The 25,178-nt window shown below is 73.3% G+C and carries 25 protein-coding genes; 23 read left to right on the forward strand and 2 right to left on the reverse strand.

Annotation, left to right across the window (positions count from 1 at the left end; translation table 11 throughout):
• Window positions 1-57: 57 nt before the first annotated feature.
• The 5 genes from I601_RS10855 to I601_RS10875 all read left to right on the forward strand — a co-directional run bounded on the left by I601_RS10855 (window position 58) and on the right by I601_RS10875 (window position 6,345).
• Complete coding sequence (locus tag I601_RS10855) at window positions 58-642, forward strand: SigE family RNA polymerase sigma factor (RefSeq protein ID WP_068109370.1); 585 nt, start codon at window positions 58-60, stop codon at window positions 640-642.
• Window positions 639-1,748 (forward strand): hypothetical protein, encoded by a 1,110-nt coding sequence (locus tag I601_RS10860; RefSeq protein ID WP_068109373.1) that lies wholly within the window; start codon window positions 639-641, stop codon window positions 1,746-1,748. The genes I601_RS10855 and I601_RS10860 overlap by 4 nt, the downstream gene beginning before the upstream one ends.
• Window positions 1,749-1,817: 69 nt before the next feature.
• Entirely contained in the window at window positions 1,818-3,602 is a 1,785-nt protein-coding gene (locus I601_RS10865; RefSeq protein WP_068109376.1) for an ABC transporter ATP-binding protein, read from the forward strand.
• Window positions 3,599-5,431 carry an ABC transporter ATP-binding protein gene (locus I601_RS10870; protein WP_068109378.1) on the forward strand — a complete coding sequence of 611 codons (1,833 nt, stop codon included), beginning with the start codon at window positions 3,599-3,601 and terminating at the stop codon, window positions 5,429-5,431. The genes I601_RS10865 and I601_RS10870 overlap by 4 nt, the downstream gene beginning before the upstream one ends.
• A complete protein-coding gene (locus I601_RS10875; RefSeq protein ID WP_084527458.1) occupies window positions 5,428-6,345 on the forward strand; it encodes an SDR family NAD(P)-dependent oxidoreductase in 918 nt (305 codons plus the stop codon). The genes I601_RS10870 and I601_RS10875 overlap by 4 nt, the downstream gene beginning before the upstream one ends.
• 72 nt (window positions 6,346-6,417) lie before the next feature.
• Here I601_RS10875 and ku read toward each other — a convergent pair whose 3' ends face one another.
• Window positions 6,418-7,374, reverse strand: a complete 957-nt coding sequence (gene ku, locus I601_RS10880) for a non-homologous end joining protein Ku (RefSeq protein WP_068109383.1) — start codon at window positions 7,372-7,374, stop codon at window positions 6,418-6,420.
• A gap of 120 nt (window positions 7,375-7,494) precedes the next feature.
• On the opposite strand from ku, the gene ligD (I601_RS10885) reads away from it, so the two are divergent.
• From ligD (I601_RS10885) to I601_RS10925, 9 genes are all read left to right on the forward strand, one after another.
• On the forward strand, window positions 7,495-8,442 hold the full coding sequence (gene ligD, locus I601_RS10885; protein WP_237089380.1) for a non-homologous end-joining DNA ligase: 948 nt from the start codon (window positions 7,495-7,497) through the stop codon (window positions 8,440-8,442).
• On the forward strand, window positions 8,442-9,350 hold the full coding sequence (gene ligD / locus I601_RS10890) for a non-homologous end-joining DNA ligase (protein ID WP_068109388.1): 909 nt from the start codon (window positions 8,442-8,444) through the stop codon (window positions 9,348-9,350). The genes ligD (I601_RS10885) and ligD (I601_RS10890) overlap by 1 nt, the downstream gene beginning before the upstream one ends.
• 123 nt (window positions 9,351-9,473) lie before the next feature.
• Window positions 9,474-10,010: a hypothetical protein gene (locus I601_RS10895; RefSeq protein WP_068109392.1), complete on the forward strand. Its 537-nt coding sequence runs from the start codon at window positions 9,474-9,476 to the stop codon at window positions 10,008-10,010.
• 62 nt (window positions 10,011-10,072) lie between these two features.
• Window positions 10,073-10,786, forward strand: coding sequence for a response regulator transcription factor (locus tag I601_RS10900; RefSeq protein WP_068109395.1), 714 nt, complete (start codon window positions 10,073-10,075; stop codon window positions 10,784-10,786).
• 26 nt (window positions 10,787-10,812) lie between these two features.
• Window positions 10,813-11,631 (forward strand): HAD-IIA family hydrolase, encoded by an 819-nt coding sequence (locus I601_RS10905; RefSeq protein WP_068109397.1) that lies wholly within the window; start codon window positions 10,813-10,815, stop codon window positions 11,629-11,631.
• A gap of 28 nt (window positions 11,632-11,659) precedes the next feature.
• Window positions 11,660-13,822 (forward strand): ATP-binding protein, encoded by a 2,163-nt coding sequence (locus I601_RS10910; RefSeq protein WP_068109400.1) that lies wholly within the window; start codon window positions 11,660-11,662, stop codon window positions 13,820-13,822.
• An 84-nt stretch (window positions 13,823-13,906) separates the two neighbouring features.
• Complete coding sequence (locus tag I601_RS10915) at window positions 13,907-14,446, forward strand: pyruvoyl-dependent arginine decarboxylase (protein WP_169834690.1); 540 nt, start codon at window positions 13,907-13,909, stop codon at window positions 14,444-14,446.
• A complete protein-coding gene (locus I601_RS10920; RefSeq protein WP_218917651.1) occupies window positions 14,439-15,020 on the forward strand; it encodes a hypothetical protein in 582 nt (193 codons plus the stop codon). The genes I601_RS10915 and I601_RS10920 overlap by 8 nt, the downstream gene beginning before the upstream one ends.
• A gap of 65 nt (window positions 15,021-15,085) precedes the next feature.
• The gene (locus I601_RS10925) at window positions 15,086-15,463 is read left to right on the forward strand and encodes a response regulator (protein ID WP_068109404.1); all 378 of its coding nucleotides are present in this window, start codon (window positions 15,086-15,088) and stop codon (window positions 15,461-15,463) included.
• Here the strand turns inward: I601_RS10925 and I601_RS10930 are convergent.
• A complete protein-coding gene (locus I601_RS10930; RefSeq protein WP_068109407.1) occupies window positions 15,460-16,059 on the reverse strand; it encodes a TetR family transcriptional regulator in 600 nt (199 codons plus the stop codon). The two genes, I601_RS10925 and I601_RS10930, sit on opposite strands and share 4 nt — an antisense overlap.
• Before the next feature lie 45 nt (window positions 16,060-16,104).
• On the opposite strand from I601_RS10930, the gene I601_RS10935 reads away from it, so the two are divergent.
• The 9 genes from I601_RS10935 to I601_RS10975 all read left to right on the forward strand — a co-directional run bounded on the left by I601_RS10935 (window position 16,105) and on the right by I601_RS10975 (window position 25,140).
• Window positions 16,105-17,031 (forward strand): oxygenase MpaB family protein, encoded by a 927-nt coding sequence (locus I601_RS10935; RefSeq protein ID WP_084527462.1) that lies wholly within the window; start codon window positions 16,105-16,107, stop codon window positions 17,029-17,031.
• 106 nt (window positions 17,032-17,137) lie between these two features.
• Window positions 17,138-18,364, forward strand: a complete 1,227-nt coding sequence (locus I601_RS10940; RefSeq protein ID WP_084527464.1) for a substrate-binding domain-containing protein — start codon at window positions 17,138-17,140, stop codon at window positions 18,362-18,364.
• Window positions 18,361-19,122 (forward strand): ABC transporter ATP-binding protein, encoded by a 762-nt coding sequence (locus tag I601_RS10945; RefSeq protein WP_068109410.1) that lies wholly within the window; start codon window positions 18,361-18,363, stop codon window positions 19,120-19,122. The genes I601_RS10940 and I601_RS10945 overlap by 4 nt, the downstream gene beginning before the upstream one ends.
• On the forward strand, window positions 19,119-19,907 hold the full coding sequence (locus I601_RS10950; RefSeq protein WP_068109414.1) for an ABC transporter ATP-binding protein: 789 nt from the start codon (window positions 19,119-19,121) through the stop codon (window positions 19,905-19,907). The genes I601_RS10945 and I601_RS10950 overlap by 4 nt, the downstream gene beginning before the upstream one ends.
• Window positions 19,904-20,779, forward strand: a complete 876-nt coding sequence (locus tag I601_RS10955; RefSeq protein WP_068109417.1) for a branched-chain amino acid ABC transporter permease — start codon at window positions 19,904-19,906, stop codon at window positions 20,777-20,779. The genes I601_RS10950 and I601_RS10955 overlap by 4 nt, the downstream gene beginning before the upstream one ends.
• The gene (locus I601_RS10960; RefSeq protein ID WP_084527466.1) at window positions 20,776-21,939 is read left to right on the forward strand and encodes a branched-chain amino acid ABC transporter permease; all 1,164 of its coding nucleotides are present in this window, start codon (window positions 20,776-20,778) and stop codon (window positions 21,937-21,939) included. The genes I601_RS10955 and I601_RS10960 overlap by 4 nt, the downstream gene beginning before the upstream one ends.
• Window positions 21,936-23,516: an AMP-binding protein gene (locus I601_RS10965; protein ID WP_068109421.1), complete on the forward strand. Its 1,581-nt coding sequence runs from the start codon at window positions 21,936-21,938 to the stop codon at window positions 23,514-23,516. Before I601_RS10960 ends, I601_RS10965 begins: the two co-directional genes overlap by 4 nt.
• Entirely contained in the window at window positions 23,513-24,193 is a 681-nt protein-coding gene (locus I601_RS10970) for a TetR/AcrR family transcriptional regulator (RefSeq protein WP_218917652.1), read from the forward strand. Before I601_RS10965 ends, I601_RS10970 begins: the two co-directional genes overlap by 4 nt.
• The gene (locus tag I601_RS10975) at window positions 24,190-25,140 is read left to right on the forward strand and encodes an alpha/beta hydrolase (protein ID WP_084527468.1); all 951 of its coding nucleotides are present in this window, start codon (window positions 24,190-24,192) and stop codon (window positions 25,138-25,140) included. Before I601_RS10970 ends, I601_RS10975 begins: the two co-directional genes overlap by 4 nt.
• Window positions 25,141-25,178: the final 38 nt, after the last annotated feature.

Below are 25,178 nucleotides of genomic sequence, written 5' to 3' on the forward strand. Positions count from 1 at the left end.
CGCGGACCGGCACAACCTCGCGGCCGCTCGGGCGCGTCGTACAGGCATGGAGCACGCATGGAGACGGTGAGCACGTCGTCACGGCCCCCGTCACGGTCGGGCCGCGAGAGGCCGGGGACGCCGCGGGACGGCGACTTCGCGTCCTTCTTCGCCGCCACCTGGCCGCGGGTCTACCCGGTCGCCGTGGCGGTGGCCGGGGAGCACGCGGCGGCCGAGGACGCGCTGCAGAGCGTGTTCGCCAAGGTCTACGCGCGCTGGGACCGGGTCCAGCAGGCCGACCACCCGGAGGCGTACGTGCGCCGGATGGTCGTCAACGAGGTGGTCGGCGCGCGGCGCTACGGGTTCGCCCGGCGGGAGCGGACCGCCGAGCAGGTGCCCCACGACGACCGGCGCGCGAGCGGCTCGCCCGAGCCCGGCGTCGTACGCCGCGACGAGGTGCTGGCCGCGCTGCGCACCCTGCCGCCGCGCCAGCGGGCGGTGGTGGTGCTGCGCTACTACGAGGACCTGTCCGAGGCCGAGATCGCCCGCACGCTGGGCTGCAGCCGAGGCACGGTGAAGTCGCAGGCCTCCGCCGCGCTGGCCTCGCTGCGCCGCTGCGGGCTGGTGTCCCTGGCGACCGACGACGAGGGAGACGCGAGATGAGCACCCAGGACCTGGCCCGCGGGCTCGAGGCCGAGCTGTCGGCCCTGCCGGTGCCGCCCGGCGACCTCGATCGGGCGATCCGCGAGGGCACCGGCCGACGTCGGCGTCGCCGGGCCGGCATCGTGGCTGCCGCATCGACCCTCGTGCTGCTCGCCGGTGGGCTGGGGGTGGCGCTGCTCAGCGGGGAGGACCCGGGCGGCGCCCGGGTGCTCGACCCCGCGGGCGTCGGTCCCTTCGACGTCTCCGGGGGCCTGCGCGCCTACGCCGACCCCGGGGTGAGCCTGCACCTGGGCGACCGGACCTTCCCGGCCGAGGGGCTCGGGGCGCTCGACACCGACGCCAGCGCCACCGACCTCGGCGTCGTCCACACCGTCTCCGGCCGTCCGTACCTGCTGGGCCCGGACGGCGCGTCCCGCCCGCTCGTGGACGGCCCGGTCGACGACGTGTCGTCGTTCCACCCCGGCAGCAGGGCGGACCGCGCCGGGACCTCCGTCGTGGTGGCCACGCTGTCCGGCGACGTGGCGACGCTGCACCTCGTCGACCTGCGCGACCTGAGCACCCTGGGCACCCGCACCCTGGAGTGCGGCGGCGGGTGCGAGGCGCTGCGCCTCGACGCGCTCGACGAGGGCCGGGTCTTCCTGCAGGGCCCGACGGGCCCGGCGGTGTGGGACACCCGCGACGACTCCTGGACCCCCTTCGGCGCGCGCACCCGGGTCGCGGACGTCCGCAACGGCGTCGTGCTGCACGACGGTCCGCCGGCCGCCGAGCTCGACGGGCTCGGGCTGCGCCAGGTCGCCGGGGCGATCGACTCGCAGCTCACCTTCGACGGCGGCCACGTCCTGGGCTGGTCGAGCCGCCTGGAGCCGACCACCCGGGGTGGGACGGCGATCCTGCTGGAGCGTGGCGCGGGCGGCGCCGATCGCGCGGACAAGGGTGCGCTGGGCTTCTGGAGCATCGACAGCGACGGCTCGGTGCTCCTGGCCCTCAGCACGCGCTACCCCCGGTACGACGTGCTGGACTGCGAGGTCCCCTCGGGCCGCTGCGAGCAGATCGGCACCCTGGAACCCACCGGAGGCGACCCGGCCTTCATGGGCAACGACATGTGAGCCGACCGGGCTGCGGGGGTGAGGAGGAGCCGCCGGGGGTGTCGGTCCCGCGACCTAGGATCGTGGACGATGTCAACGACTCTCGGCTCTCCTGACAGCGCCCTCGACCGTGCCCCTGGCAGCCCGGCGGGGGTGCACTCGCTGTGGCGCCTGCGCGGCTACCTGCGTCCCTACGTCGGCTCGCTCGCGATCATGCTGTTCGCCTCCCTGGGCGGCGTCGGCCTGGCCATCGGCATCCCGCTGGTGACCCGGGCGATCATCGACGGGCCCGTCGAGCAGCGGGACCTCGCAGCCCTGTTCCCGCTCGCGGGGCTCGCCCTGGTGCTCGGCGTCCTCGAGGCCGTCCTGGTCTGGTGGCGCCGGTGGGTGCAGTCCAACGCGGTGCTCGGCCTCGAGACCACGATGCGCCGCGACCTCTACGCCCACCTGCAGCAGCTGCCGATGGCCTTCCACACCCGGTGGCAGTCCGGACAGCTGCTCTCCCGGGCGACCACCGACCTCGCCGCGATCCGCCGGTTCTCAGGGTTCGGGATGCTCTTCCTGCTCATCAACGTCGTCCAGCTGGTCGTCACCACGCTCGTGCTGCTGCAGATGTACTGGCCGCTGGGCGTGGTCGTCGCTGCGGCCGCGGTGCCGATCGTGTGGCTCTCGATGCGCTTCGAGAAGCGCTACGTCGTGATCTCCCGCCAGGTCCAGGACGAGCAGGGCGACCTCGCGACCCTGGCCGAGGAGGGGGCGGTCGGCATCCGGGTCATCAAGTCCTTCGGACGCAGCGCGCACATGGGCGAGCGGTACGACGTCGCCTCGCGGCGCCTGCACGCCACGAGCGTCGCCAAGGCCCGGCTCTCGGCACGCTTCTGGACCTTCCTCGAGGTCATCCCGAACGTGGCCGTGGTGGTGGTGCTGCTGCTCGGCGCCATCGGCGTGGGGCGCGGCCAGCTCTCGCTCGGCGAGCTGGTCGCCTTCATCACGCTGATGCTCAGCCTGGTCTGGCCGGTCTCCTCCCTGGGGGTCATCCTGGCCATGGCACAGGAGGCGATGACCGCCGCGGCACGCATCCTCGAGATCTACGACACCGAGCCGTCGATCCTCAGCGGCGAGCGCGAGGTCGCCGAGCCGCGCGGGCACCTGCGCCTCGAGAACGTCGACTTCGCGTTCCCTGACGCCCCCGACGAGCCGGTGCTGCGCGGGCTCGACCTCGAGGTGCACCCCGGCGAGACGATCGCGCTGGTGGGAGCCACCGGCTCGGGCAAGACGATCCTGACCGCGCTGGTGCCGCGGTTGTGGGACGTCACCGGCGGCCGGGTGCTGCTCGACGGCGTCGACGTGCGCGAGCTGCGCACCGAGCACCTGCGCACCCTGGTCGCCACCGCCTTCGAGGACCCCACGCTCTTCTCGATGAGCGCCCGGGAGAACCTCACCCTGGGGCGTGCCGACGCCACCGAGGCCGAGATCGAGGAGGCCCTCGAGATCAGCCAGGCCGGCTTCGTGCACGACCTGCCGTGGGGGCTCGACACCCGCATCGGTGAGCAGGGCATGGCGCTGTCGGGCGGTCAGCGCCAACGCCTGGCCCTGGCCCGCGCGGTGCTGGCCGGGCCCCGGGTGCTGGTGCTCGACGACACCCTCTCCGCGCTGGACGTGCACACCGAGGCGCTGGTCGAGGAGGCGCTGGCACGGGTGCTGTCCTCGACCACCGCCATCGTCGTGGCCCACCGGGCCTCCACGGTGCAGCTCGCCGACCGGGTCGCGCTGCTCCAGGACGGCCGGATCACCCACGTGGGCGGGCACCGCGAGCTGCTGGCCACCGTGCCGGCGTACCGCGACCTGCTCGCCGGCGACGAGGTGCCGGCATGAGCGGGGGAGCGTCGCGGTCGTGGCGCGGCGAGGCGGAGGTCGACCGCGACGAGGCGGCCGAGCGGCTCACGTCGGGCTCGCTCGGCGGCGGCGCGGGTCGCCTGCTGCGCGACCTGCTGCGGCCCTACCGCCGTGCGCTGCAGGTCCTGGTCCTCATCGTCCTGGTCGAGAACACCGCCCGCCTGGCGATCCCCTACCTCGTCAAGGTCGGCATCGACTCCGGCATCCCGCCGATCCGCGAGCGCGACGACCTCTCCACGCTGCTGATCGTGGTCGCGGTGGTCCTGGTGGCCACCGTGACCCAGGCCCTGGCGCGCAACCGGTTCCTGGTGCGGCAGGGCGAGATCGGCCAGGACGTCCTGCTGGCCCTGCGCCGGCGCGTCTTCGGCCACTTCCAGGTGCTCAGTCCCGCCTTCCACGACGGTTACACCTCGGGGCGGGTGATCTCGCGGCAGACCTCCGACGTCGACGCCATCCACGAGATGCTCGAGACCGGCTTCGACGGGCTCGTGACGGCGGCGCTGACCCTGGTGGGCACCGCGGGGATCCTGCTCTTCCTCGACGTCCGCCTGGGGCTCGTGGCGTTGCTGTGCGGACCGTTCCTGGCGCTGCTGACGAACTGGTTCCGCAAGGCCTCCGCCGACAGCTACCGCGTCACCCGCGAGAAGGTCGCGCTGGTGATCGTGCACTTCGTCGAGTCGATGGGCGGCGTCCGGGCGGTGCAGGCCTTCCGGCGCGAGGACCGCAACCAGGAGATCTTCGACGACGTCAACGAGCAGTACCGCCGGGCGAACCTCGTCGCCTTCCGTCTCGTCGCCTGGTTCATGCCGGGCATCCGGCTGATCGGCAACATCACCATCGCGGTGGTGCTGCTCTACGGGGGCTACCTGGCCCACGAGGGCGAGGTCACCGTCGGGGTGCTGGCGGCGTTCCTGCTCTACCTGCGCCAGTTCTTCGAGCCGATGATGGAGATCAGCCAGTTCTACAACACCTTCCAGTCCGCCTCAGCGGCGCTGGAGAAGCTGGCGGGGGTCCTGGAGCAGGAGCCCGACGTGCCCGAGCCGCTGCACCCGCGACCGCTGGACCGGGCCGCGGGCGAGCTGCACTTCGACGGGGTGCGGTTCGAGTACGTCCAGGGCCGCCCGGTGCTGCCGGGTCTCGACCTGCGCGTGCCCGCCGGCCAGACGGTCGCGCTGGTGGGCACGACCGGGGCGGGCAAGACCACGCTGGCCAAGCTGGCCACCCGGTTCTACGACCCGACCGGGGGCCGGGTGCTGCTCGACGGCATCGACGTGCGCGACCTGGCCAGCGACACCCTGCGCGACCACGTGGTGATGGTGACCCAGGAGAACTACCTGTTCTCCGGCACGATCGCCGACAACATCCGCTTCGGGCGCCCCGACGCGTCGATGGACGACGTCGTGGCCGCGACCACCGCACTGGGCGCGCACGACTTCATCGCGGCGATGCCCGACGGCTACGAGACCGAGGTGGCCAACCAGGGTGGACGCCTCTCGGCCGGGCAGCGCCAGCTGGTCGCCTTCGCCCGGGCGTTCCTGGCCGACCCGGCCGTGCTGATCCTCGACGAGGCGACCTCCTCGCTCGACGTGCCGTCCGAGCGGCTGGTCCAGCAGGCGCTGCGCACCGTGCTCGCGGGCCGGACCGCCGTGATCATCGCGCACCGCCTCTCCACGGTGCAGATCGCCGACCGGGTGCTCGTGATGGAGCACGGTCGGGTCGTCGAGGACGGCAGCCCCGCCGCGCTGGTCGCGGCCGGCGACGGCCGGTTCTCGGCGCTGCACGAGGCGTGGCAGGCTTCGCTGGCATGAGGCGCCTGCTGAGCACCCCGGCGGCCCGGATCGGTCGGGTCACGCGGCTATGGACCGGCCGGCCGAGCCCGCTGGCGGGCAGCACGGTGCTCATCACCGGCGCGTCGTCGGGCATCGGCGAGGCCACGGCGTACGCCGCCGCTGCCGCCGGCGCCCACGTGCTGCTGGTGGCGCGGCGCGCCGACGAGCTCGACCGGGTGGCGGCGCGGGTGACGGAGCAGGGCGGGCGGGCCACCGCCCATCCCTGCGACCTGACCGACGCGAGCGCGGTCGACGCACTGGTCGCGGGGCTGCTCGCCGAGCACGGGCACGTCGACCACCTGGTCAACAACGCCGGTCGGTCGATCCGTCGCTCGCTGGCACTGAGCGCGGACCGCTTCCACGACGTGGAGCGCACGATGGCGATCAACTTCTTCGCCCCGGTGCGCCTGACGATGGCGCTGCTGCCCTCCATGCGGGAGCGCGGGTCGGGCCACGTCGTCAACATCGTCACCTGGGGCGTGCAGCTGAAGGCGCCGAAGTTCTCCGCCTACATCGCCTCCAAGACCGCCCTGGACGCGTGGAGCCGGGTCGCGGGCCGCGAGACCTGGGCCGACGGCGTCACCTTCACCTCCATGCGCTTCGGTCTCGTCGCCACCGCGATGAGCGCACCCACCGAGGCCTACGCCGGACGCGGCGCGACCCCCGAGCGGGCCGCGGCACGCGTCGTACGCGCCCTGGAGGAGCGCCCGGTGCTGGTCAGCACCCTGGCCGGCAACGTCGGAGAGGTGCTCAACCTGGTCGCACCGCGCCTGAGCGACGTGCTCTTCGCCCGCGCCGATGCCCGATTCCCCGACTCCACCGCCGCCCGCTCGCCCGATCTTGCGGCGCCGGGTGGGGCCGGCGCCGGAGGAGTTTCATCGGCCGGCCGATGAAACTCCTGGGTGGACGACAAAACTTCATCGGCCACCCGTCAGGTTCAGCGGCCGGCCGATGAAACTCCCCGGTCAGCTGGCCTTCTTGGCCGCCGTCTTCTTCGCGGTGCTCTTCTTGGCAGTCGACTTCTTGGCCGCGGCCTTCTTGGCGGCAGACTTCTTCGCGGGCGCCTTCTTGGTGGCCTTCGCAGCCGAGGTCTTCTTCGACTCCGTGCCGGACGACTCGTCCTTGGACTCCTCGGACTCCTCGTTCCCGCGCCGACCCGACTTGGCGGCGTCGACGGAGCGCTGCAGCGCGGCGAGCAGGTCGACCACCTCGCCGGAGGACTTGGTGGAGGTGGGGGTGCGCTTCATCTCGCCCCCCTCGATCTTCGTCTTGACCATCGTCTCCACGGCGGCGGCGTAGTCGTCCTCGAACTCGGAGGGGTCGAAGTCGCCGGCCAGGGTCTCGACGAGCATCGTGGCCATCTTCACCTCGGTGTCCTTCACCTCGCCCGGCTCGATGCTGAAGTCGGGGGTGCGGATCTCGTCGGGCCACATCATCGTCTGCAGCACGATGACGTCGTCGCGCACCCGCAGCACCGCGATCGTGGTGCGCTGGCGCAGCGCGACGGTGACCACGGCCATCCGGTCGGCGTCGAGCAGCGCCTGGCGCAGCAGCGCGTAGGGCTTGGCGCCGGACTTCTCGGGCTCGAGGTAGTAGCTCTTCTCGAAGAGCATCGGGTCGATCTGGTCCGAGGGCACGAACTTCTCGACGGCGATCTCTCGCGAGGACGTCGAGGGCAGCTGGGCCATGTCGTCGTCGGTGAGGATGACCATCTCGCCGTCCTCGGTCTCGTAGCCCTTGGCGATGTCGGCGTAGGGCACCTCCTCGCCGTCGATCGCGCAGACCCGCTGGTAGCGGATCCGACCGCCGTCCTCGGCGTGGACCTGGCGGAAGGAGACGTCGTGCGACTCGGTCGCCGAGTAGAGCTTGACCGGCACGTTGACCAGCCCGAAGGACACCGCGCCCTTCCAGATCGCACGCATGGCTCGCCTCTCGCTCGGCACGCGTCCCGGCGGACGCCCCACCAGTGTGACGGGTGGGACGCCCGGAAGTCATCGCCCGGGTGGGGGCGTGGCGATCACCGGGTCGGGCAGGATGGCGGCGTGCCCCCGCCGCGCCCGATGCTCGCCACCAAGACCGACACCGTGCCCGTGGGTGCGGACTGGTCGCACGAGGTGAAGTGGGACGGCGTGCGGATCCTGGCCGACCGGGCTGATCGGGGCGCCGGCGGCGCGACGAGGCTGTGGAGCCGCAACGCCAACGAGGTCGGGGTCGCCTGGCCCGACGTCGTCGACAGCGCCGTGGGCTCCCGCGACCTGCTCGTCGACGGCGAGGTGATCGTGCTCAACGAGGCCGGTGTCCCCGACTTCCGGGTCCTCCAGGAGCGCCTGCACGTACGCCGCGCCCGCACCGCCGAGCACCTGGCCGGCACCCTGCCGGCGACGTTCATGGTCTTCGACCTGCTGCGCCTCGACGGCACCGACCTGACCGCCCTGCCGCTCCACGAGCGGCGCGCCCGCCTCGCCGACCTCGACCTCGGGCGCTGGCAGGTGCCGCCGGCGTACGACGACGGGGCGATGCTGCACGCCGCCACGCACCAGCAGGGGCTCGAGGGCGTGGTCAGCAAGCGGCTCGACTCCCGCTACACCTTCGAGCGGCGCAGCCCGCACTGGCTCAAGCTGGCCCACCGGCACCGCCGCTCCTACGTGGTCGGCGGGTGGCGTCCCCAGGAGGGGACCAGCGACCGGCTGGCCGCCCTGCTGGTGGGGGAGCCGACCCCGCAGGGGCTGGCCTACCGGGGTCGGGTCGGCAGCGGCATCGGCGCGCGGACCTCGCGGCAGCTCGCGGAGCTGGTGGCGGGCCTGGCCCGGGGTTCCAGTCCCTTCGACGACGAGGTGCCCGGGATCGATGCCCGGGGCACGCACTGGGTCGAGCCGGTGCTGGTCGTCGACGTCGACACCCACGGCACCGGTCACGCACGGCTGCGCCAACCGTCCTACCGCGGACTGCGCGAGGACCTCGTCCCTGCCGACCTGCCGGACCAGTCCTGATGGCGGGGGAGGAGGTGCACGTCGACGTCGAGGGCCGCACCCTGCGCCTGACCAACCTCGACAAGGTGCTCTACCCGGCCACCGGCACCACGAAGGGCGAGGTGCTGCACTACTACGCCCAGATCGCCCCGACGCTGCTGCCGCACCTCGCCGACCGGGCCGTGACCCGCATCCGCTGGCCGCACGGGGTCGGCGGGAGCAGCTTCTTCGAGAAGAACGCCCCGTCTGGCACCCCGTCGTGGGTGCGCACCGTCTCGGTGCCGACCACCGGCAGCCGGGGGGAGTCCCGGCACGGCGACCGGCTGGTCTTCCCGGTCGTCGACGACCTCGCGACCCTGACCTGGTTGGCCAACCTCGCGGCCCTCGAGCTGCACGTGCACCAGTGGCGGGTCGGGCGCAACGGGCGGCCCCGCAACCCCGACCGGATCGTCATCGACCTCGACCCCGGCGACCCCGCCGGGCTGCACGAGTGCTGCCAGGTGGCGCTGCTGGTGCGCGACCGGCTGGCCGGGCGCGGCCTGGTCGCCCGCCCGGTCACCAGCGGCAGCAAGGGGCTGCACCTCTACGCCACCCTGCCCCAGCGCCTCGCGGCCGACGCCGCGACCGAGCTGGCCAAGGAGGTCGCCGACGAGCTCTCGGCCGCCCGTCCCCGCCACGTCACCGCCACCATGACCAAGGCGCGCCGCGGCGGCAAGGTGTTCCTCGACTGGTCGCAGAACGCCGCGTCGAAGACCACCATCACGCCCTACTCGCTGCGCGGGCGCGAGCGGCCGTACGTCGCCGCGCCGGTGTCGTGGGCCGAGGTCGAGGCCGGCGCGGAGGACCCCCTGGGGCTGGAGCAGCTGCGCTTCGAGGAGGTCCTCGAGCGGGTCGCGGACCTCGGCGACCTGTTCGCCAAGCCCACCTGACGTTACCCAACCGTGGACGGGTCGTGGGGTCGACGTGGTCACGACGTGGCAGCGGTGTGCGGACCGCACTCCTACGGTCAGGGGACCGGTCTCCCGACCGGGGACGACCAGGGAGGACCCGTCATGACGTCGATCCAGCTCTCGAGGCCCGCACAGGCGCACCTGCCGAGCCTCAGCGGCTCCCAGTGGCGCGGCGCGACGGTCCTCCTGGCGGTGCTCCTGGTGCTCGCCGGCACCGTGTGGCTCAGCGGCATCCCGCTGCGGGCCGCCGACGTCGACTCCGGGGCGGGCCTGTCCCTGAGCGCCAGCGAGCGCGGCACCAGCCTGAGCGTGACCAGCCTCGACGCCGGCGCGAGCGCGAGCCGCACCGTGACGATCCGCAACCCGGAGAGCACCGACGTCCGGCTGGCCCTGGTCGAGAACGCCGCCCCGACCACCGCGGCCGGCGGCGCCCTGGTGCTGCGCATCGAGCACGACGACCGCACCGTGTACGAGGGCCCCTTCGGGGGCATGGCCGACGTGAGCCAGGACATGGGGTGGGTGCCCGCGCGCGGCGAGAGCACCTTCACCTTCACGGTCTCGCTCCCCGAGACGGCCGACCCGCTCTCCGCGGGCGGTCAACCCGCGATGGCGGCGTACGCCTGGGAGAGCACGCCCTGACCGCCGGGTCAAACTGTGGTGTTGGCCCCGCGCCGGGGGCCGGCGGGCCCTATGATCCGGTCATGGGCCAACGGGTCCTCGTTGTCGAGGACGAGGAAGACATCGCGTTCCCCCTCGTGCGCACCCTCGAGCGAGAGGGCTACGAGGTGAGCTGGGTCGACACCGGCCAGCGGGCCCTCGACGACCTCGCCGGCATCCCGGCCGACGTGGTGATCCTCGACCTGGGGCTGCCCGACATCGACGGGCTCGAGGTCTGCCGCCGTGCCCGTGAGGCCGGGTTCGAGGGCGCGATCATGATCGTCACCGCCCGGGCCGGCGAGCTGGACCGGGTGGTCGGCCTCGACTACGGCGCCGACGACTACCTCTCCAAGCCGTTCGGCCTCGCCGAGCTCCAGGCCCGGGTGCGCGCGCTGCTGCGCCGCACCAGCCACGGCTTCGCGGCCCCGGCCGACACCGACCCGCACGGGCTGCGCATCGACGTGGCGGCCCGGCGCGTGCACTCCGGTGACCAGGAGGTCCCGCTGACCGGGAAGGAGTTCGAGGTGCTCAACATCCTCGCCTCCCAGCGCGACAAGGTCGTGGCCCGCAGCCGGTTGATGGCCGACGTGTGGGACGAGAACTGGTACGGCTCCACCAAGACCCTCGACGTCACGATCGGGCGGCTGCGACAGAAGCTCGAGAGCGTCGGCGTCACGGAGAAGATCGTCGCGGTGCGTGGCGTCGGGTTCCGGCTCGAGGGCGCCGCCGCGGCCCCGGACTCCTCCGTCCAGGGCTGAGCCGCCGGGTGGGTCATGATGGCGTCATGAGCGACGTCCCCGCCGTCCCGGAACCCCGCGAGGTCAGCACCTGGCTGACCGACATGGACGGGGTGCTGGTCCACGAGGACGTGCCGATCCCGGGCGCGCAGGAGTTCATCGCGCGGCTCCAGGAGTCGGGCCTGGGCTTCATGGTGCTGACCAACAACTCGATCTACACCCCGCGTGACCTGCGGGCCCGGCTGCTGCGCAGCGGCATCGACGTGCCGGAGAGCGCGATCTGGACCTCGGCCCTGGCCACCGCCCAGTTCCTGCGCGACCAGCGCCCCGGCGGGTCGGCGTACGTCGTCGGCGAGGCGGGGCTGACCACCGCCCTGCACGACGTGGGCTACGTGATGACCGACCACGACCCCGACTACGTGGTGCTCGGCGAGACCCGCACCTACTCCTTCGAGGCGATCACCCGGGCGATCCGGCTGATCGACGCCGGTGCCCGGTTCATCGCCACCAACCCCGACCCGAGCGGACCCAGCCAGGACGGCAAGCTGCCGGCCACCGGTGCGGTCGCCGCCCTCATCACGACCGCCACGGGGCGCCAGCCGTACTACGTCGGCAAGCCGAACTCGTTGATGATGCGCAGCGCCCTGAACCGCATCGACGCCCACTCCGAGACGACCGTGATGGTGGGCGACCGGATGGACACCGACATCATCGCCGGGCTCGAGGCGGGGCTGCGCACCATCCTGGTCACCACCGGGTCCACGACGCAGGACCAGGTGGGGACGTTCCCCTACCGCCCGACCTTCGTGCACGAGTCGGTCGCCGACCTCGTGGACCTGGTCGACGAGTGGGCCCAGCGCGGATAGGCGCAGACTCCGGCAGTAGGCTCCGAGCATGCCCTCCGGCCCCCCCGCCGCCAGGCGCCAGCTCGTCTCGCTCGTCGTCGCCGCCGTGGTCGCGGCCGGGCTCTTCCTGGTCCTCTGGGCCCTGCTGTCCTCGTCGTTGGCACTCTCCGTGCGGGGGAGCATCAGCGTCCTGGGCCTGGTCGTGGCCGGCGCCCTGGCCACGGCCAGCACCGCGATCCGGGCCCGGTGGTCGACGGGCGGGCGGCGCCGTGCGTGGCGGCTGCTCTCGCTGGCCGGGCTGACCGCCCTCGTCGGGAACGTCCTCGCCGCGCTCCTGGGCGATCCGGAGTCCGTGGGGTCGTCTCCGGTCGGTGACGCCGCCATCGCGGTGGCGCTCCTGCTCTCCATCGCCAGCCTGACCTGGTTCACCCAGGTGAACCGGAGCCGGGTCGACCTGGCGGTGATGGCCCTGGACGGGGTGATCCTCGGGACGGCGGTGCTGATGATCGCCGCCAGCCTGGTCTACGACCAGCTCCTGGCCTCGGGAGGCAGCGTCTCCCTGCTGGCGGGCACTGTGATCCCGATCCTCGACGTCGTCCTCGCGACCGTGGCGCTGATCCTGCTGCGCCGCACCCGGGGCCCGGACCGAGTGGCACTGGGCCTGGTCGCCGCCGGCTTCATCGTCTACACGATGACCGACCTCGGGTACGCCGTGCGCATCGCCGCCGGGACGTTCGACTTCGGCTCCGTGCTCGACCTCGGGTGGATCGGTGGCTACCTCCTCCTCGCGCTCGCCGCCTGGTGGCCGACCCGGGTCACCGACGTGTCCCGGGAGGACGGGGTGGCGGGCGCCGAGGACTGGGACACCGCCGTGGTCTTCGGCGTGCTGCTGGTCGCGACCATGGTCGAGGTGATCGGTGACGGCCCCGGGCGGCTCCTCAGCATCGAGGCCCTCCTGTGGCTCGTCCTGATCGGCGGCGCCGGGGTCCGGCAGGGCCTGATCGCGCGCGACAACCGCCACCTGCGGCAGAGCCTGGAGGACCAGGTGCGCGAGCGCACGGCCGACCTGCGCCAGATGGGACGCGAGACGGAGGTGCTGCTGTCCTCGGTCGCGGACGGCATCTACGGCGTCGACCTCGAGGGCCGGGTCACCTTCGTCAACCCCTCCGGCGCCGAGATGCTGGGCTACGCCACCGGGGGCCTGGCCGGCATGGTCGCCCACGACGTCTTCCACGCCCCTGACGCCGAGGGCAGGCCCTTCCCCTTCGACGCCTGCTACATCGAGGAGGCGGTGCGCTCGCGCGTGGTCACCAACGGCGAGGAGGACCTCTACGTCCGGGCGGACGGGGACGTCTTCCCGGTGGAGATCACGGCCAGCCCGCTGGTCGACGACGACACCGGCGAGGTCCGCGGCGGCGTGGTGGTCTTCCGCGACGTCACGTCGCGCCGCGAGGTCGAGCGGGTGAAGAACGAGTTCCTCTCCGTGGTCAGCCACGAGCTGCGCACCCCGCTGACCTCGATCCGGGGCTCCCTCGGCCTGCTCTCCGGCGGGGTGCTCGGCGCCCTGCCCGAGCAGGCCGCCTCGATGGTCGACCGGGCCCTCGTGAGCTCGGAGCGGCTGACCCGCATGATCAACGACATCCTCGACCTCGAGCGGATCGAGTCCGGGAACCTGGCCCTGGAGGTCCAGCCCCACGACGTCGACGAGCTGCTCGCCATCGCGGACCGGGAGATGAGCGGGCTCGCCGCGAGCCGCGACGTGCGGCTGGTGCGCAGCACCGGGTGTCCCGGACTGGTCCTGGCCGACCACGACCGGATCGTGCAGTCGCTGACCAACCTGATCGGCAACGCGATCAAGTTCTCCGCGCCGGGCTCGGTCGTCGAGCTCGACGCCCGGCTCGTGGGCGACGACGTCGAGATGCGCGTGCGTGACCGGGGTCGTGGCATCCCGGCCGATCGCCTCGAGACGATCTTCGAGCGCTTCGTCCAGGTCGACTCCTCCGACATGCGCCAGGAGGGCGGCTCCGGACTGGGGCTGGCGATCTGCCGCGGCATCGTGGAGCGGCACGGGGGCCGGGTGTGGCTCGAGAGCGAGGTCGACGTCGGCACCACGGCCCACCTGAGCCTCAGGGCCGCACCGACCCCGGGCGTGGACGCCGTCCCGGCCGCCGGCGGCGCGACGGCCGGAGGACCCTCCGCTCCCTCCGCCTGAGTGGCAGGGAACAATCGGGCCGCGCCCACCCGGTGGGACCGTCCTGCTCCGCCGTCCCCGCCAACCCCTGCCTCGGAGGCCCCGTTGGATTCCGCCCCGCTCCTCGACCTAGGCGACGACGCGGCGAGCGCCGCACCGCCCGTGGGCCCGCGCATCACGGTGCGCACCGGGAGCGGCACCGGCCGCACCCGGCTCTCGGCCTTCGACGCGGCCCTGCGCGCGGCCGGCGTCGCCGACCTGAACCTGGTCACCCTGTCCTCGGTCGTCCCGCCGGGCAGCACCGTGGTGGAGTCGCACGAGCCGCTCGCCCACACCCACGGCGACCGCCTGTGGTGCGTGCTGGCCTCGGCGGGCGCCGAGCAGCACGGCGAGGTGGTCTGGGCGGGCCTGGGCTGGGCCCGCGAGACCCGGGGCGGCGCCGGGGTGTTCGTGGAGCACCACAGCGGCAGCGAGGAGGCACTGCGCACCCAGATCGCGCTGAGCCTCGAGGACCTGTGTGCCTCGCGTGGCTGGACTGCGGTCGAGAGCCACACGGTCGTGGCCAGCGCCGAGTGCGTCAGCGACCCGGTCTGCGCCCTGGCCGTGGCCGCCTACGAGGTCCAGGGGTGGGGGACCGGTGGCTGAGCGGACCCTGGACGGGCTGTCCATCACCGTCGATGTGGAGGGGGCGCTGGACGCCGACGTCATCGAGCGCTTCCACGACCTCTACACCGTGACCTTCGCCCCGATGGCCGAGCTGGCCGTGGCGCGCCAGGTGCTGCACCGCGAGGAGTTCGTGGAGGAGATGAGCGACCCGCGGGTGATGAAGTACGTCGCCCGCGACCCGGCCGGCGAGGTGGTCGGCCTCACGACGCTGACCCGCGACCTCCGGACGGTGCCGTGGATCAGCCCCGAGTACTTCGCGGCGCGCTACCCCGAGCACACGGCGCGCAACGCGGTGTTCTACCTCGGCTTCACGCTGGTCGCGCCGCAGCACCGCCGCTCGCACGTCTTCCAGTTCATGATCGAGGAGGTCATCGACCGGGTCCTGGCCGCGCAGGGCGTGTGCGGGTGGGACGTGTGCGCCTACAACGAGCGGGTGCTCGGCTTCTCCGACATGGTCGGTGCCCTGCTGCACGCGCACGCCGACTGCACCGTGACGGAGATCGACACCCAGTCCTACTCGGTCGTGGAGATGCACGGTCCCGCCGGGGGGTGATACCCGCGGCGGTATCGTGTCCCCTTCGCAGCTGTCCGCGGGACCGAGACGTCAAGAGGAGCACGATGCCGACCGTGCTGATCGTGGACGACGACGACGACGTCCGGATGGTCACGTCGCTCTCCCTCAGCAGGGTGGGCGGGTGGGACGTGCTCGAGGCGTCGCGGGGACGCGAGGCCATCGATCTCGCGCGGGCCGCGCAGCCGGACGCCATCCTGCTCGACCTGATGATGCCGGAGATGGACGGCATCACGGCCTTCGGGCTGCTGCAGGAGGACGCCGCGACGCGGCACATCCCGGTCATCCTGCTCACGGCCAAGAGCCGGGTGGGCGCCACCCAGCCCTGGGACGGCCTCGCCGTGGCCGGGGTGCTCGCGAAGCCCTTCAGCCCGATGCAGCTGCCCGGTGACGTCGCAGCGCTGCTGGGCTGGGAGACCACCTAGCGGCGGCGTACGACGCCCACGACGGCCCGGCCGACGGCCCGGGCCATCGCGTCCGGGGCGACCCCGGCGGGGGAGACCCGGGGGTCGTCGAAGAGAGCGCTCGCGGCGCCGAGCGCGAAGAGCATCCGCCACGCGGCCTCCGCGTCGGCCTCGTCGGCCCCCAGCCGCTCGCGCAGCCAACCGGTGACGGTGTCGGCGAGCAGGTGGCTGCCGCGGGCGGTGCGCTCCGCGAACGCCCCGTCGGGGTCGGGGTCGACGAGGAAGGGGCGCACCGCGCCCCGGTGCCGCTCGAAGATCGCGAGCGCCACGCCGGCGAGCAGGGTCGTCGCGCGATCGTCGTCCGGCTCGTCGTGGGCCTCGGCGAACGCCACCGCGGCCTCGGCCTCGACCCGCGTCAGCGCCCGGTCCTGGGCGGCCAGCAGCAGGCCGCGACGGTCGCCGAAGCGGTGGTAGAGCGATCCGTTGGACGCGCCGGCGGCACGGGCGACCGCGGCCACGGTGACCGCTGCGGTCCCACCCTGCGCCAGCAGGTCGAGGGTGGCGTCGAGCATCGCCTCGGAGGAGGCCTCGCTGCGGGACTGGACCGGTGTGCGCACCGGACCACCCTAGCGCGACTGGAGTGGATGCTCTAGTTTGTGGGCATGCGGACTCCACGACTCACCTGGCGGGGCAAGACCTTCGGCGGCGTGCCGCGCGACCACTGGCGCCGCGTCAACGACCGGCTGGACCCCGAGACCGACTACGTCGAGATCTACCGCAACGCGGTGGTCCACGAGTTCCCCTGGGACATGAACCAGGCGCTCTCCTTCGCGCTCTTCCGCACCTACGCCGTGCCCGGCATCGGCGCCCTGCTCGCCGAGACCGGCGCCTTCACCGAGGCGGTGCAGCGGCGCTACGACGACACCGCGCTGCTGCTCGAGGTGCCCTCCCTGAAGGGCTTCGAGCACCCCGATGCCCGGGCGGCGATCCGTCGGGTCAACCAGATGCACCGCGCCTACGACATCCCCGACCACGAGTTCCGCTACGTGCTCTCGACCTTCGTGGTGGTGCCGCAGCGCTGGCTGGCCGACTACGGCAAGCGCCCGTTCACGGCAGGGGAGCTGCGGGCCTCGGTGAACTACTACCGCACCCTCGGGCGGCACCTGGCCATCCCCGACATCCCCGAGACGTTCGACGAGTTCGCGCGGTTGATGGACGACTACGAGGTCGAGCACTTCGGTCCCGACGCCGGTGGTCGCGCGGTCGCCGACGCGACCCTGGGCCTGATGCGGACCTTCCACCCGTCCGTCGCCGGGCCGGCCGTCGAGGTGTTCTCCCGGGCGCTGATGGACGCCCCGCTGCGCGACGCGCTGGGGTACGCCGCCCCGCCGGCGCCCGTCGAGCGCGCCTCCCGGGCCGCGCTGCGTGCCCGGGGCCGGCTGCTGCGCCTCTTCCCGGCCCGGATCAGCAGTCAGACGGTCGCGGACCTGCCCTGGGTGCGCTCCTACCCGCAGGGCTACGACATCGAGCAGCTCGGCACCTTCCCGGTGCCCGGCGCGGCCGGCTGCCCGGTCCGCCGCACCTCCTAGTCGCCCGCGGTCCTTCCACGAACCTGTTGACACCGGGGGTGGCTGTGGCTACGGTCACATCTGAAACCTGAATCACCTGTCAGGTTCGCGACTTGGAGGAGACCTCATGGGTATCGGCACCGCACCGCACCAGGCCCGCCGTCGACGCAGCACCACGATCGCGGTCGCCGCGGTCGTCGGCGTGCTCGGCCTCGGCAGCGCCTGCGCCCCCGACAGCGGCAGCGCCTCGTCGGGAGACGAGAGCAGCGGGGTGCCGGTCGCGATCGTCTACTCGCAGAGCGGCCCCCTGGCGGCGTACGGCGAGGCCTACCGCAACGGCCTCGAGGCCGGGCTGGACTACGCGACCGAGGGCACCGGCGAGGTGGACGGGCGCGAGATCGAGCTCGACTTCACCGACGACGCCGGCGACGCCGCCAAGGCCGTCGGCCTGGTCAAGGACGCCATCGGCTCCGGCACCCAGATCATCGCGGGCACCGTCTCCTCCGGGGTGGCCCTGCCGCTGGCCGAGCAGGCCGAGCAGAACGAGGTCCTCTACATCTCCGGGCCGGCCGCGGCCGACGCCATCACGGGCATCAACCGCTACACCTTCCGCTCCGGTCGCCAGACCTACCAGGACGTCGCCACCGCCGGCAGCTTCCTCGGTGACCCGGAGGGGCAGCGGATCGCGGTCTTCGCGCAGGACAACGCGTTCGGGCAGGGCAACGTCGCCGGCGTGGAGGCCGTGCTGGGCGCCGAGGGCGCCGAGGTCGAGCCGGTGCTGGTCCCCGAGGACGCCACCGAGTTCACCCCCTTCGCCCGCCGGGTGCTCGACGCCGACCCCGACCTGGTGTTCGTCGCCTGGGCCGGCGACACCACCAGCGCCATGTGGCAGGCCCTGAGCCAGCAGCAGGTCTTCGACGAGGTGCCGGTCACCACCGGCCTCGGCGACGTGTCGACGTACGGCGCCTACGGCCCGGCGACCGAGGACATCACCTTCCTGTCGCACTACTTCGGCGACGCGGCCGACAACGACGTCAACCAGGCGATGGTCGACTGGCTCGAGGAGAACGACGCCGAGGCCGACCTCTTCTCGCCCGACGGCTTCGTGGCCGGTCAGATGATCGTGCACGCGATCGCCGAGGGTGGCGGCGACGACGTCGACGCCATGATCGAGGCGCTCGAGGGCTGGGAGTTCGAGGGCCCCAAGGGCACCACCATGATCCGCGCCGAGGACCACGCGCTGATCCAGCCGATGTTCGAGGCGCGGCTCGTCGGCTCGGGCGGCGACGCGCTGCCCGAGCTCGTCGAGACCGTCGACGCCGACTCGGTCGCACCCCCGGTCGCCGGCCAGTGACCGCTCCCGGCCCGGTCCTCGCCGTCCGTGACCTGCGCCTGAGCATCGGTGGGGCCGTCATCATCGACGGCGTCAGCCTCGAGGTGGCGCAGGGGGAGGTGCTCGGGGTCATCGGCCCCAACGGCGCCGGCAAGACCACCCTGTTCAACCTGCTCTCGGGCGTCAGCCGGCCGACCGCCGGCACCGTGCACCTCGCCGGTGTCGACGTCACCGGCCGCTCGGTGGACGCGCGGGCCCGGGCCGGGCTGGGACGCACCTTCCAGACCTCGAACCTCTTCGACGGGCTCAGCGCCGTCGAGAACGTCAGGCTGGCAGCCCAGGTGGCGCTGGGCGGCTCCTTGAGTCCGTGGCGCTTCCCCGGCCGCGAGGACGCCGCCACCCGGCGCGCCCTCGAGCAGCTCGACCGGGTGGGGCTGGCGCACCACGTCGACACCCTGGCCGGGGGACTGGCCCACGGCGACAAGCGCAAGCTCGAGATCGCGATGCTGCTCGCCGTCGAGCCCCAGGTGATCCTCCTCGACGAGCCGATGGCCGGCGTCGGCAGCGCCGACGTGGCCGGGCTGGTCGACCTGATCCGCCGGGTGCACCGCGAGGAGGGCACCACCGTGCTGATGGTCGAGCACCACATGGACGTCGTCCTCGGCCTGGCCGACCGGGTCGCGGTGATGCACCACGGCCAGCTGCTGGCCTGCGACGTCCCCGACGTCGTGATGGCCGACCCCACCGTCCAGAGCGCCTACCTGGGAGCGAGTGCATGACCGACCGGACCGCCGCCGAGCAGAGCGGTCGCAGCGTGCTGCGGGTCCGCCACCTCTCGGCGCACATCGGCAGCCAGCAGGTCGTCGAGGACGTCTCCCTGGAGGTCCCCGAGCGTGGCGTGACCGCGCTGCTGGGCCGCAACGGGGTGGGCAAGACCTCCACCATCAAGGCGGTCCTCGGGCTGATCGGGCGCGCGGGGGAGGTCGAGCTCGACGGTGAGCGGATCGAGACCCTGCCCACGCACCGCATCGTGCGGCGCGGTGTCGGCTACGTCCCCGAGGACCGGGAGGTCTTCGGCTCCCTGACCGTGGAGCAGAACCTGCGCCTGGCCGAGCGCGACGCGCACCCGCGCCGCGACCTGGTCGCCGACCTCTTCCCCGACATCATGGCCCGCTCGGGCCAGGCCGCCGGCACCCTCTCCGGGGGGCAGCAGCAGATGGTGGCCCTGGCCCGCGCGCTGCTCAACGACAACCGGCTGCTGCTCGTCGACGAGCCCACCAAGGGCCTCTCGCCCAAGCTGGTCGAGGAGGTCGCCGACGCCCTCGAGCGGGCCGCCCAGGTGGTGCCGATCCTGCTGGTCGAGCAGAACCTCGCCGTCGCGCGCCGACTGGCCACCGACGCCGTGGTGATGGCCGGCGGCCGGGTCGTGCACACCGGCGACGCCCGGGCGCTGCTCGACGACGAGGAGCGGGTGGTCAACCTGCTCGGTGTGGGCGCCGAGCCCGCCCCGTCGCACGGCCGCCCCCCGTCCACCCACCAGTCCCACCAGGAGGTCCCGTCGTGAGCACCGTCGTCCTGCTGCTCGCCACCGGCCTCGGCCTCGGCGCGCTCTACTTCCTGGTCGCCTCCGGGCTCTCGTTGATCTACGGGCTGATGGGGGTGCTCAACTTCGCGCACGGCTCGTTCCTGACCCTGGGCGCCTTCGCCGGCTGGGAGACCGCCCGCCGCCTCGGCGGGGACTCCTGGGCCTCGCTGCTGCTCTCGCTCCTGGTGGGCGCCGCGGTCGGCGCCCTGGCCGCGGTGCTCACCGAGCTGCTGCTGATCCGGCGGCTCTACGAGCGCCACATCGAGCAGGTGCTGGTCACCGTCGGGCTCGCGCTGGCCACCGTCGCGCTCTTCGACGGCATCTGGGGCACCGACGCGATCTTCGTGACCGGGCCCCCGTGGTTCAACGAGACCACCACCCTCCTGGGCGCCCGGATCCCCAACGACCGGTTCGTGCTGATCGGTGTCGCGGTCCTGGTGCTGCTGGGCATCGTCGCCTTCCTGCGCTTCACCCGCTTCGGCCTCGTCATCCGCGCCGGGGTGGAGAACCGCTCGATGGTCACCGCCCTGGGCATCGACGTACGCCGCGCCTTCACCGTCGTGTTCGCCATCGGCGGCGCGGCGGCCGGGCTCGGCGGGGTGCTCGCCTCGCACTACTTCGGCTACGTCTCGCCCCAGCTGGGCGGCTCGCTGCTCATCTTCGCCTTCATCGTCACCGTCATCGGTGGGCTGGGCTCCCTGCTCGGTGCCGCCATCGCCTCGGTGGTGGTGGCCGTGCTGCAGCAGCTGGCCAACTTCTACCTCTCCGGCACCGGCGACCTCGTCGTCGTGCTGCTGCTCGCCGCCGTGCTGCTCGTGCGCCCGGCCGGTCTGATGGGAGCACGCGCATGACCACCAGCTCTGAGACCACGCCCGCCGAGCAGGTGGCGCCCACGGGTGCGCCCGAGGCACGCGACGCGCGGGTGGCCACCCCGGCCCCGGACCGCGGGACGTCACGGCTGCTGCGCCGGCTCGCCCCGCTGCTGCTGCTGGTGCTGCTCGCGGTGCTGCCGCTGGTCGACGTCACGGTGCCCGGCGTGCTGCCGGGGTCGACGTACACCGCCGGCACCCTGCAGCTGCTGGCGCTGTGCCTGCTCTTCGCGGCACTGGCCCTGACCTACCACGTGATCTTCGGCGTCGCGGGGCTGCTCTCCTTCGGGCACGCCCTCTACCTCGCGATCGGCGCCTACGGGTTGGGCATCGTGCTCGAGCGCACCGACCTGGCCCTGGTGCCGGCGATGCTGGTCACGCTCGTGGGCGGCACCCTGGTCGCGGTGGTGCTCGGCGTCATCGGGCTGCGGGTCAGCGGGATCTCCTTCGCGATGGTCACCCTGGCCTTCGCCCAGGCCGGCTCGGTGCTGATCCGGCGCAACGCCGACGTCACCGGCGGCGAGGAGAGCCTGCGCCTGGACACCACCCACGTGCCCGACGCGCTGGTCGGCGTCGCCGACACCCGCAACCTCTACTGGCTCACCCTGGCCCTGGTCGTGGTGGTCCTCGCGCTGGTCACCTGGTTCGAGCGCTCGCGGGCCGGGCACGTGGCGGCCGCCACCCGTGAGAACGAGCTGCGGGTCCGGGTGCTGGGGCTGCGCCCCTTCGTGGTCAAGCTGATCGCCTTCGTCATCGGCTCGTCGCTCGCCGTCGTGGTCGGCATGGTCTACCTGCTGCTGCAGAGCGGGGTGACGCCCCGCGTGGCCTCGGCCGACTTCACGCTCACGATCCTGGTGGTCGTGGTGCTCGGTGGCCTGGGTTCACGGTGGGGGGCCATCCTCGGTGGGGTGGTCTACACCCTGCTCGACCAGCGCCTCACCACGCTGGCGGCCTCCGACACCGTGGCCGGCCTGCCCGCGGTGCTCCAGGTGCCGCTCAGCGAGCCGCTGTTCCTCCTCGGCACCCTGTTCATCCTCGTGGTGCTCTTCGTGCCCGGCGGCCTCGTCGGGGTCGGCCAGCGCCTCGCCTCCGCCCGCCCCCGTGCCGCGCGGCGGCGTACGGCGGACGGGGCGGGCGCGTGAGGACGACCGACGCCGACGGGCTGCACACGCTGGGTCGGTGGACCACCGACCGGGCGGCCTCCACCCCGCAGCGCGTGGCGATCGACGACCGGGGCGTGGAGCTGACCTACGCCCAGCTCGACCGGCGCGCCACCGCGCTGGCCGACCGGCTGCTGCGCAGCGGCTACGCACCCGGCGACCGGCTGGCCACCCTGACCGGCAACAGCGCCGACCACGTCGTGGTCCTCTTCGCCTGCGCCAAGGCCGGGCTGGTGCTGGTGCCGCTGTCGTGGCGGCTCTCGCCGCGCGAGCTGGCCGAGCAGGTTGCCGACAGCGACCCGGCCGTGCTGCTGGTCGAGGAGGAGTTCGGCGCCCTGGCCCGCGCCACCCTCGACCTGGTCACCGCGCCCGTGCCGGTGACCCGGATGGGGGAGCAGGGCGTCGAGCAGGCCCCGCCCCCGCCGGGCGGCTCCCGCCCCGCCGACCTGGCCCGGCGCCCGGTGCGCGACGACGACCCGCTGCTGATCATCTTCACCTCGGGCACCTCCGGGCGGGCGCGCGGAGCGGTGCTGACCCACGCCAACTGCTTCTGGACCAACCTCTCGCTGTCGCGCACCGCCGAGATCACCAGCCGCGACGTCGTGCTGGCGCTGATGCCGCAGTTCCACGTCGGCGGCTGGAACGTGCAGCCGCTGCTGGCCTGGTGGATGGGTGCGACCGTGGTGCTCGAGCGGACCTTCGACGCCGGTCGGGTGCTGCACCTGATCGGGGACCGCGCCATCACCACCACGATGGGCGTGCCGGCGACCTACCTGATGCTGGCCGAGCACCCCGACTTCGACTCCGCCGACCTGTCCAGCCTGCGCCACGCGATCGTCGGCGGCGCCCCGATGCCCGAGCCGCTGCTGCGCACCTGGCACCGCCGCGGGGTCGCGCTGACCCAGGGCTACGGCCTGACCGAGGCCGCACCCAACGTGCTGTGCCTGCCGCCCGAGGAGGCGACCCGGCGCGTCGGCATGGCCGGGACGCCGTACCCGCACGTCGACGTCGAGCTGGTCGACCCCGTCACCGGCGAGGTCGTCGAGGGGGCCGGCACCGGTGAGCTGGTGGTGCGCGGACCCAACGTCTTCGCCGGCTACTTCCGCGAGCCCGACCACGAGCGGGCCGAGCAGCGGCGCCGCCGCGGGCTGCACACCGGCGACCTCGCCACCCGCGACGCCGACGGCTACTACCGCATCGTCGACCGGCTCAAGGACATCTTCATCAGCGGCGGCGAGAGCGTCGCCCCGGCCGAGATCGAGCACGTGCTGCTGACCCATCCCGGGGTCGCCGACGCGGCGGCCGTCGGGGTGCCCGACGAGCAGTGGGGCGAGGTGTGCGCCGCGTTCGTGGTGCTGCGCCCCGGCGTGCCCACCGACGAGCAGGACCTGCGCGAGCACTGCGCCACCCGGCTGGCGTCCTTCAAGGTGCCTCGCCACCTGCAGGTCGTCACCGAGATCCCGCGCTCCTCCAGCAGCAAGATCCTGCGCCGGGTGCTGGCCTCGGCGTGGGCCGCGCCGCAGCGCACCGCCGTCCCCGACCGAGAGGTGCACCCGTGACCGAGAGCGTGCGCAAGCCCCCGACCACCAAGCGCGGCACCGCGACCCGCAAGGCGATCATCGACGCCGCGGAGCACGTGTTCGCCGAGCACGGCTACGCCGACGCCTCGATCGTGCGGATCACCGAGCGCGCCGGCGTCGCCCAGGGCACCTTCTACCTCTACTTCGACTCCAAGCTCACCGTCTTCGAGGAGCTGGTCGAGGACCTCAACCGCCGGGTGCGGCACGCCATGACCGAGGGCTCCAGCGGCGCCACGACCCGGCTCGAGGGCGAGCGCGCCGGCTTCCGGGCCTTCTTCGCCTTCACCGCCGAGCACCCTGCGCTCTACCGCGTGGTGCGGGAGGCGGAGTTCGTCTCGCCCCGCGCGCTCAAGCTGCACTACACCCGCATCGTCGAGGGGTACGTCGCGAACCTCGAGCGGGCCCGCGCGGCCGGCGACGTCGGCGACATCGACCCCGAGGTGGTCGCGTGGGTGCTGATGGGGATCGGCGAGATGGTCGGGATGCGCTGGGTGCTGTGGGGCGACGAGCCCGGGCATGCACCCGGGCCCGGCTCGACCGCCACCGTGCCCGACCACGTCTTCGAGCAGGTGATGGCCTTCATCGAACGCGCCCTCGCCGCGCCCCGCCCCGACACCTCCTCCGACCACCCGAGCCCTGGAGCAGACCAGCGATGACCCTCGACCTCACCGACACCGACACCGGTACGGACACCGGCCGGTCGGCCGCGGACTCGCCGGACGAGCCGCGGACCCTGCGCGTGCCCTGCGAGGGCGGCGACCTGGTCTGCGGGGTCTGGGGACCCGAGGACCCCGACGCCCCGGTCGTGCTCGCGGTGCACGGCATCACCGCCCACCACCGCTGCTGGCCGCTGGTGGCCGCGGCGCTGCCCGGCACCCGGGTCGTGGCTCCCGACCTGCGCGGGCGCGGGCGCAGCGCCGCGCTGCCGGCGCCGTACGGCCTGGAGCGGCACGCCCGCGACCTCGAGCAGGTCCTCGACCACCTCGACCTGCGCGAGGTCACGCTGGTGGGGCACTCGATGGGCGCGTTCGTCGCCCTGACCCTCGCGGCGCGGATCGGACCCCGGGCCACCGGCCTGCTGCTGGTCGACGGCGGGCTGCCGCTGGTGCCGCCTGCGGCCGGCGTGCCCGGCCCCGACGCCACGCCGGAGGACGTGCTCGGCCCGGCCGCCCAGCGGCTGACGATGACCTTCGAGAGCCACGCGGCCTACCGCGACTTCTGGCGCCAGCACCCCGCCTTCGCCCACGACTGGAGCCCGGTGGTCGAGGGGTACGTCGACTACGACCTCGAGGGCGAGGCGCCGCGGTTGAAGCCCTCGGCGGTGGTGGCCGCGGTGGCCACCGACGCCTCGCAGCTCTTCGGGGGAGCGGACTACGAGACGGCGATGCGCGGGCTCGAGGTCCCCACCACCTTCCTGCGCGCGCCCCGTGGGCTGATGGACGAGCCCCAGGCCCTCTACGGGAGCGATGCCGCCGCGCGGGCGCGGGGGCTGCTGCCGCAGCTGCGCGACCTCGAGGTCGACGACGTCAACCACTACACGATCGTGCTCGGCCCTCGCGGGGCCGAGGCGGTCGCCGCCGCCACGCGAGATCTGCTCGCCTGACCCACCGCTGCACCGTCCCACCAGTCCGTCATGCCAGG

This window comes from Nocardioides dokdonensis FR1436 (assembly GCF_001653335.1).
Classification (GTDB): domain Bacteria; phylum Actinomycetota; class Actinomycetes; order Propionibacteriales; family Nocardioidaceae; genus Nocardioides; species Nocardioides dokdonensis.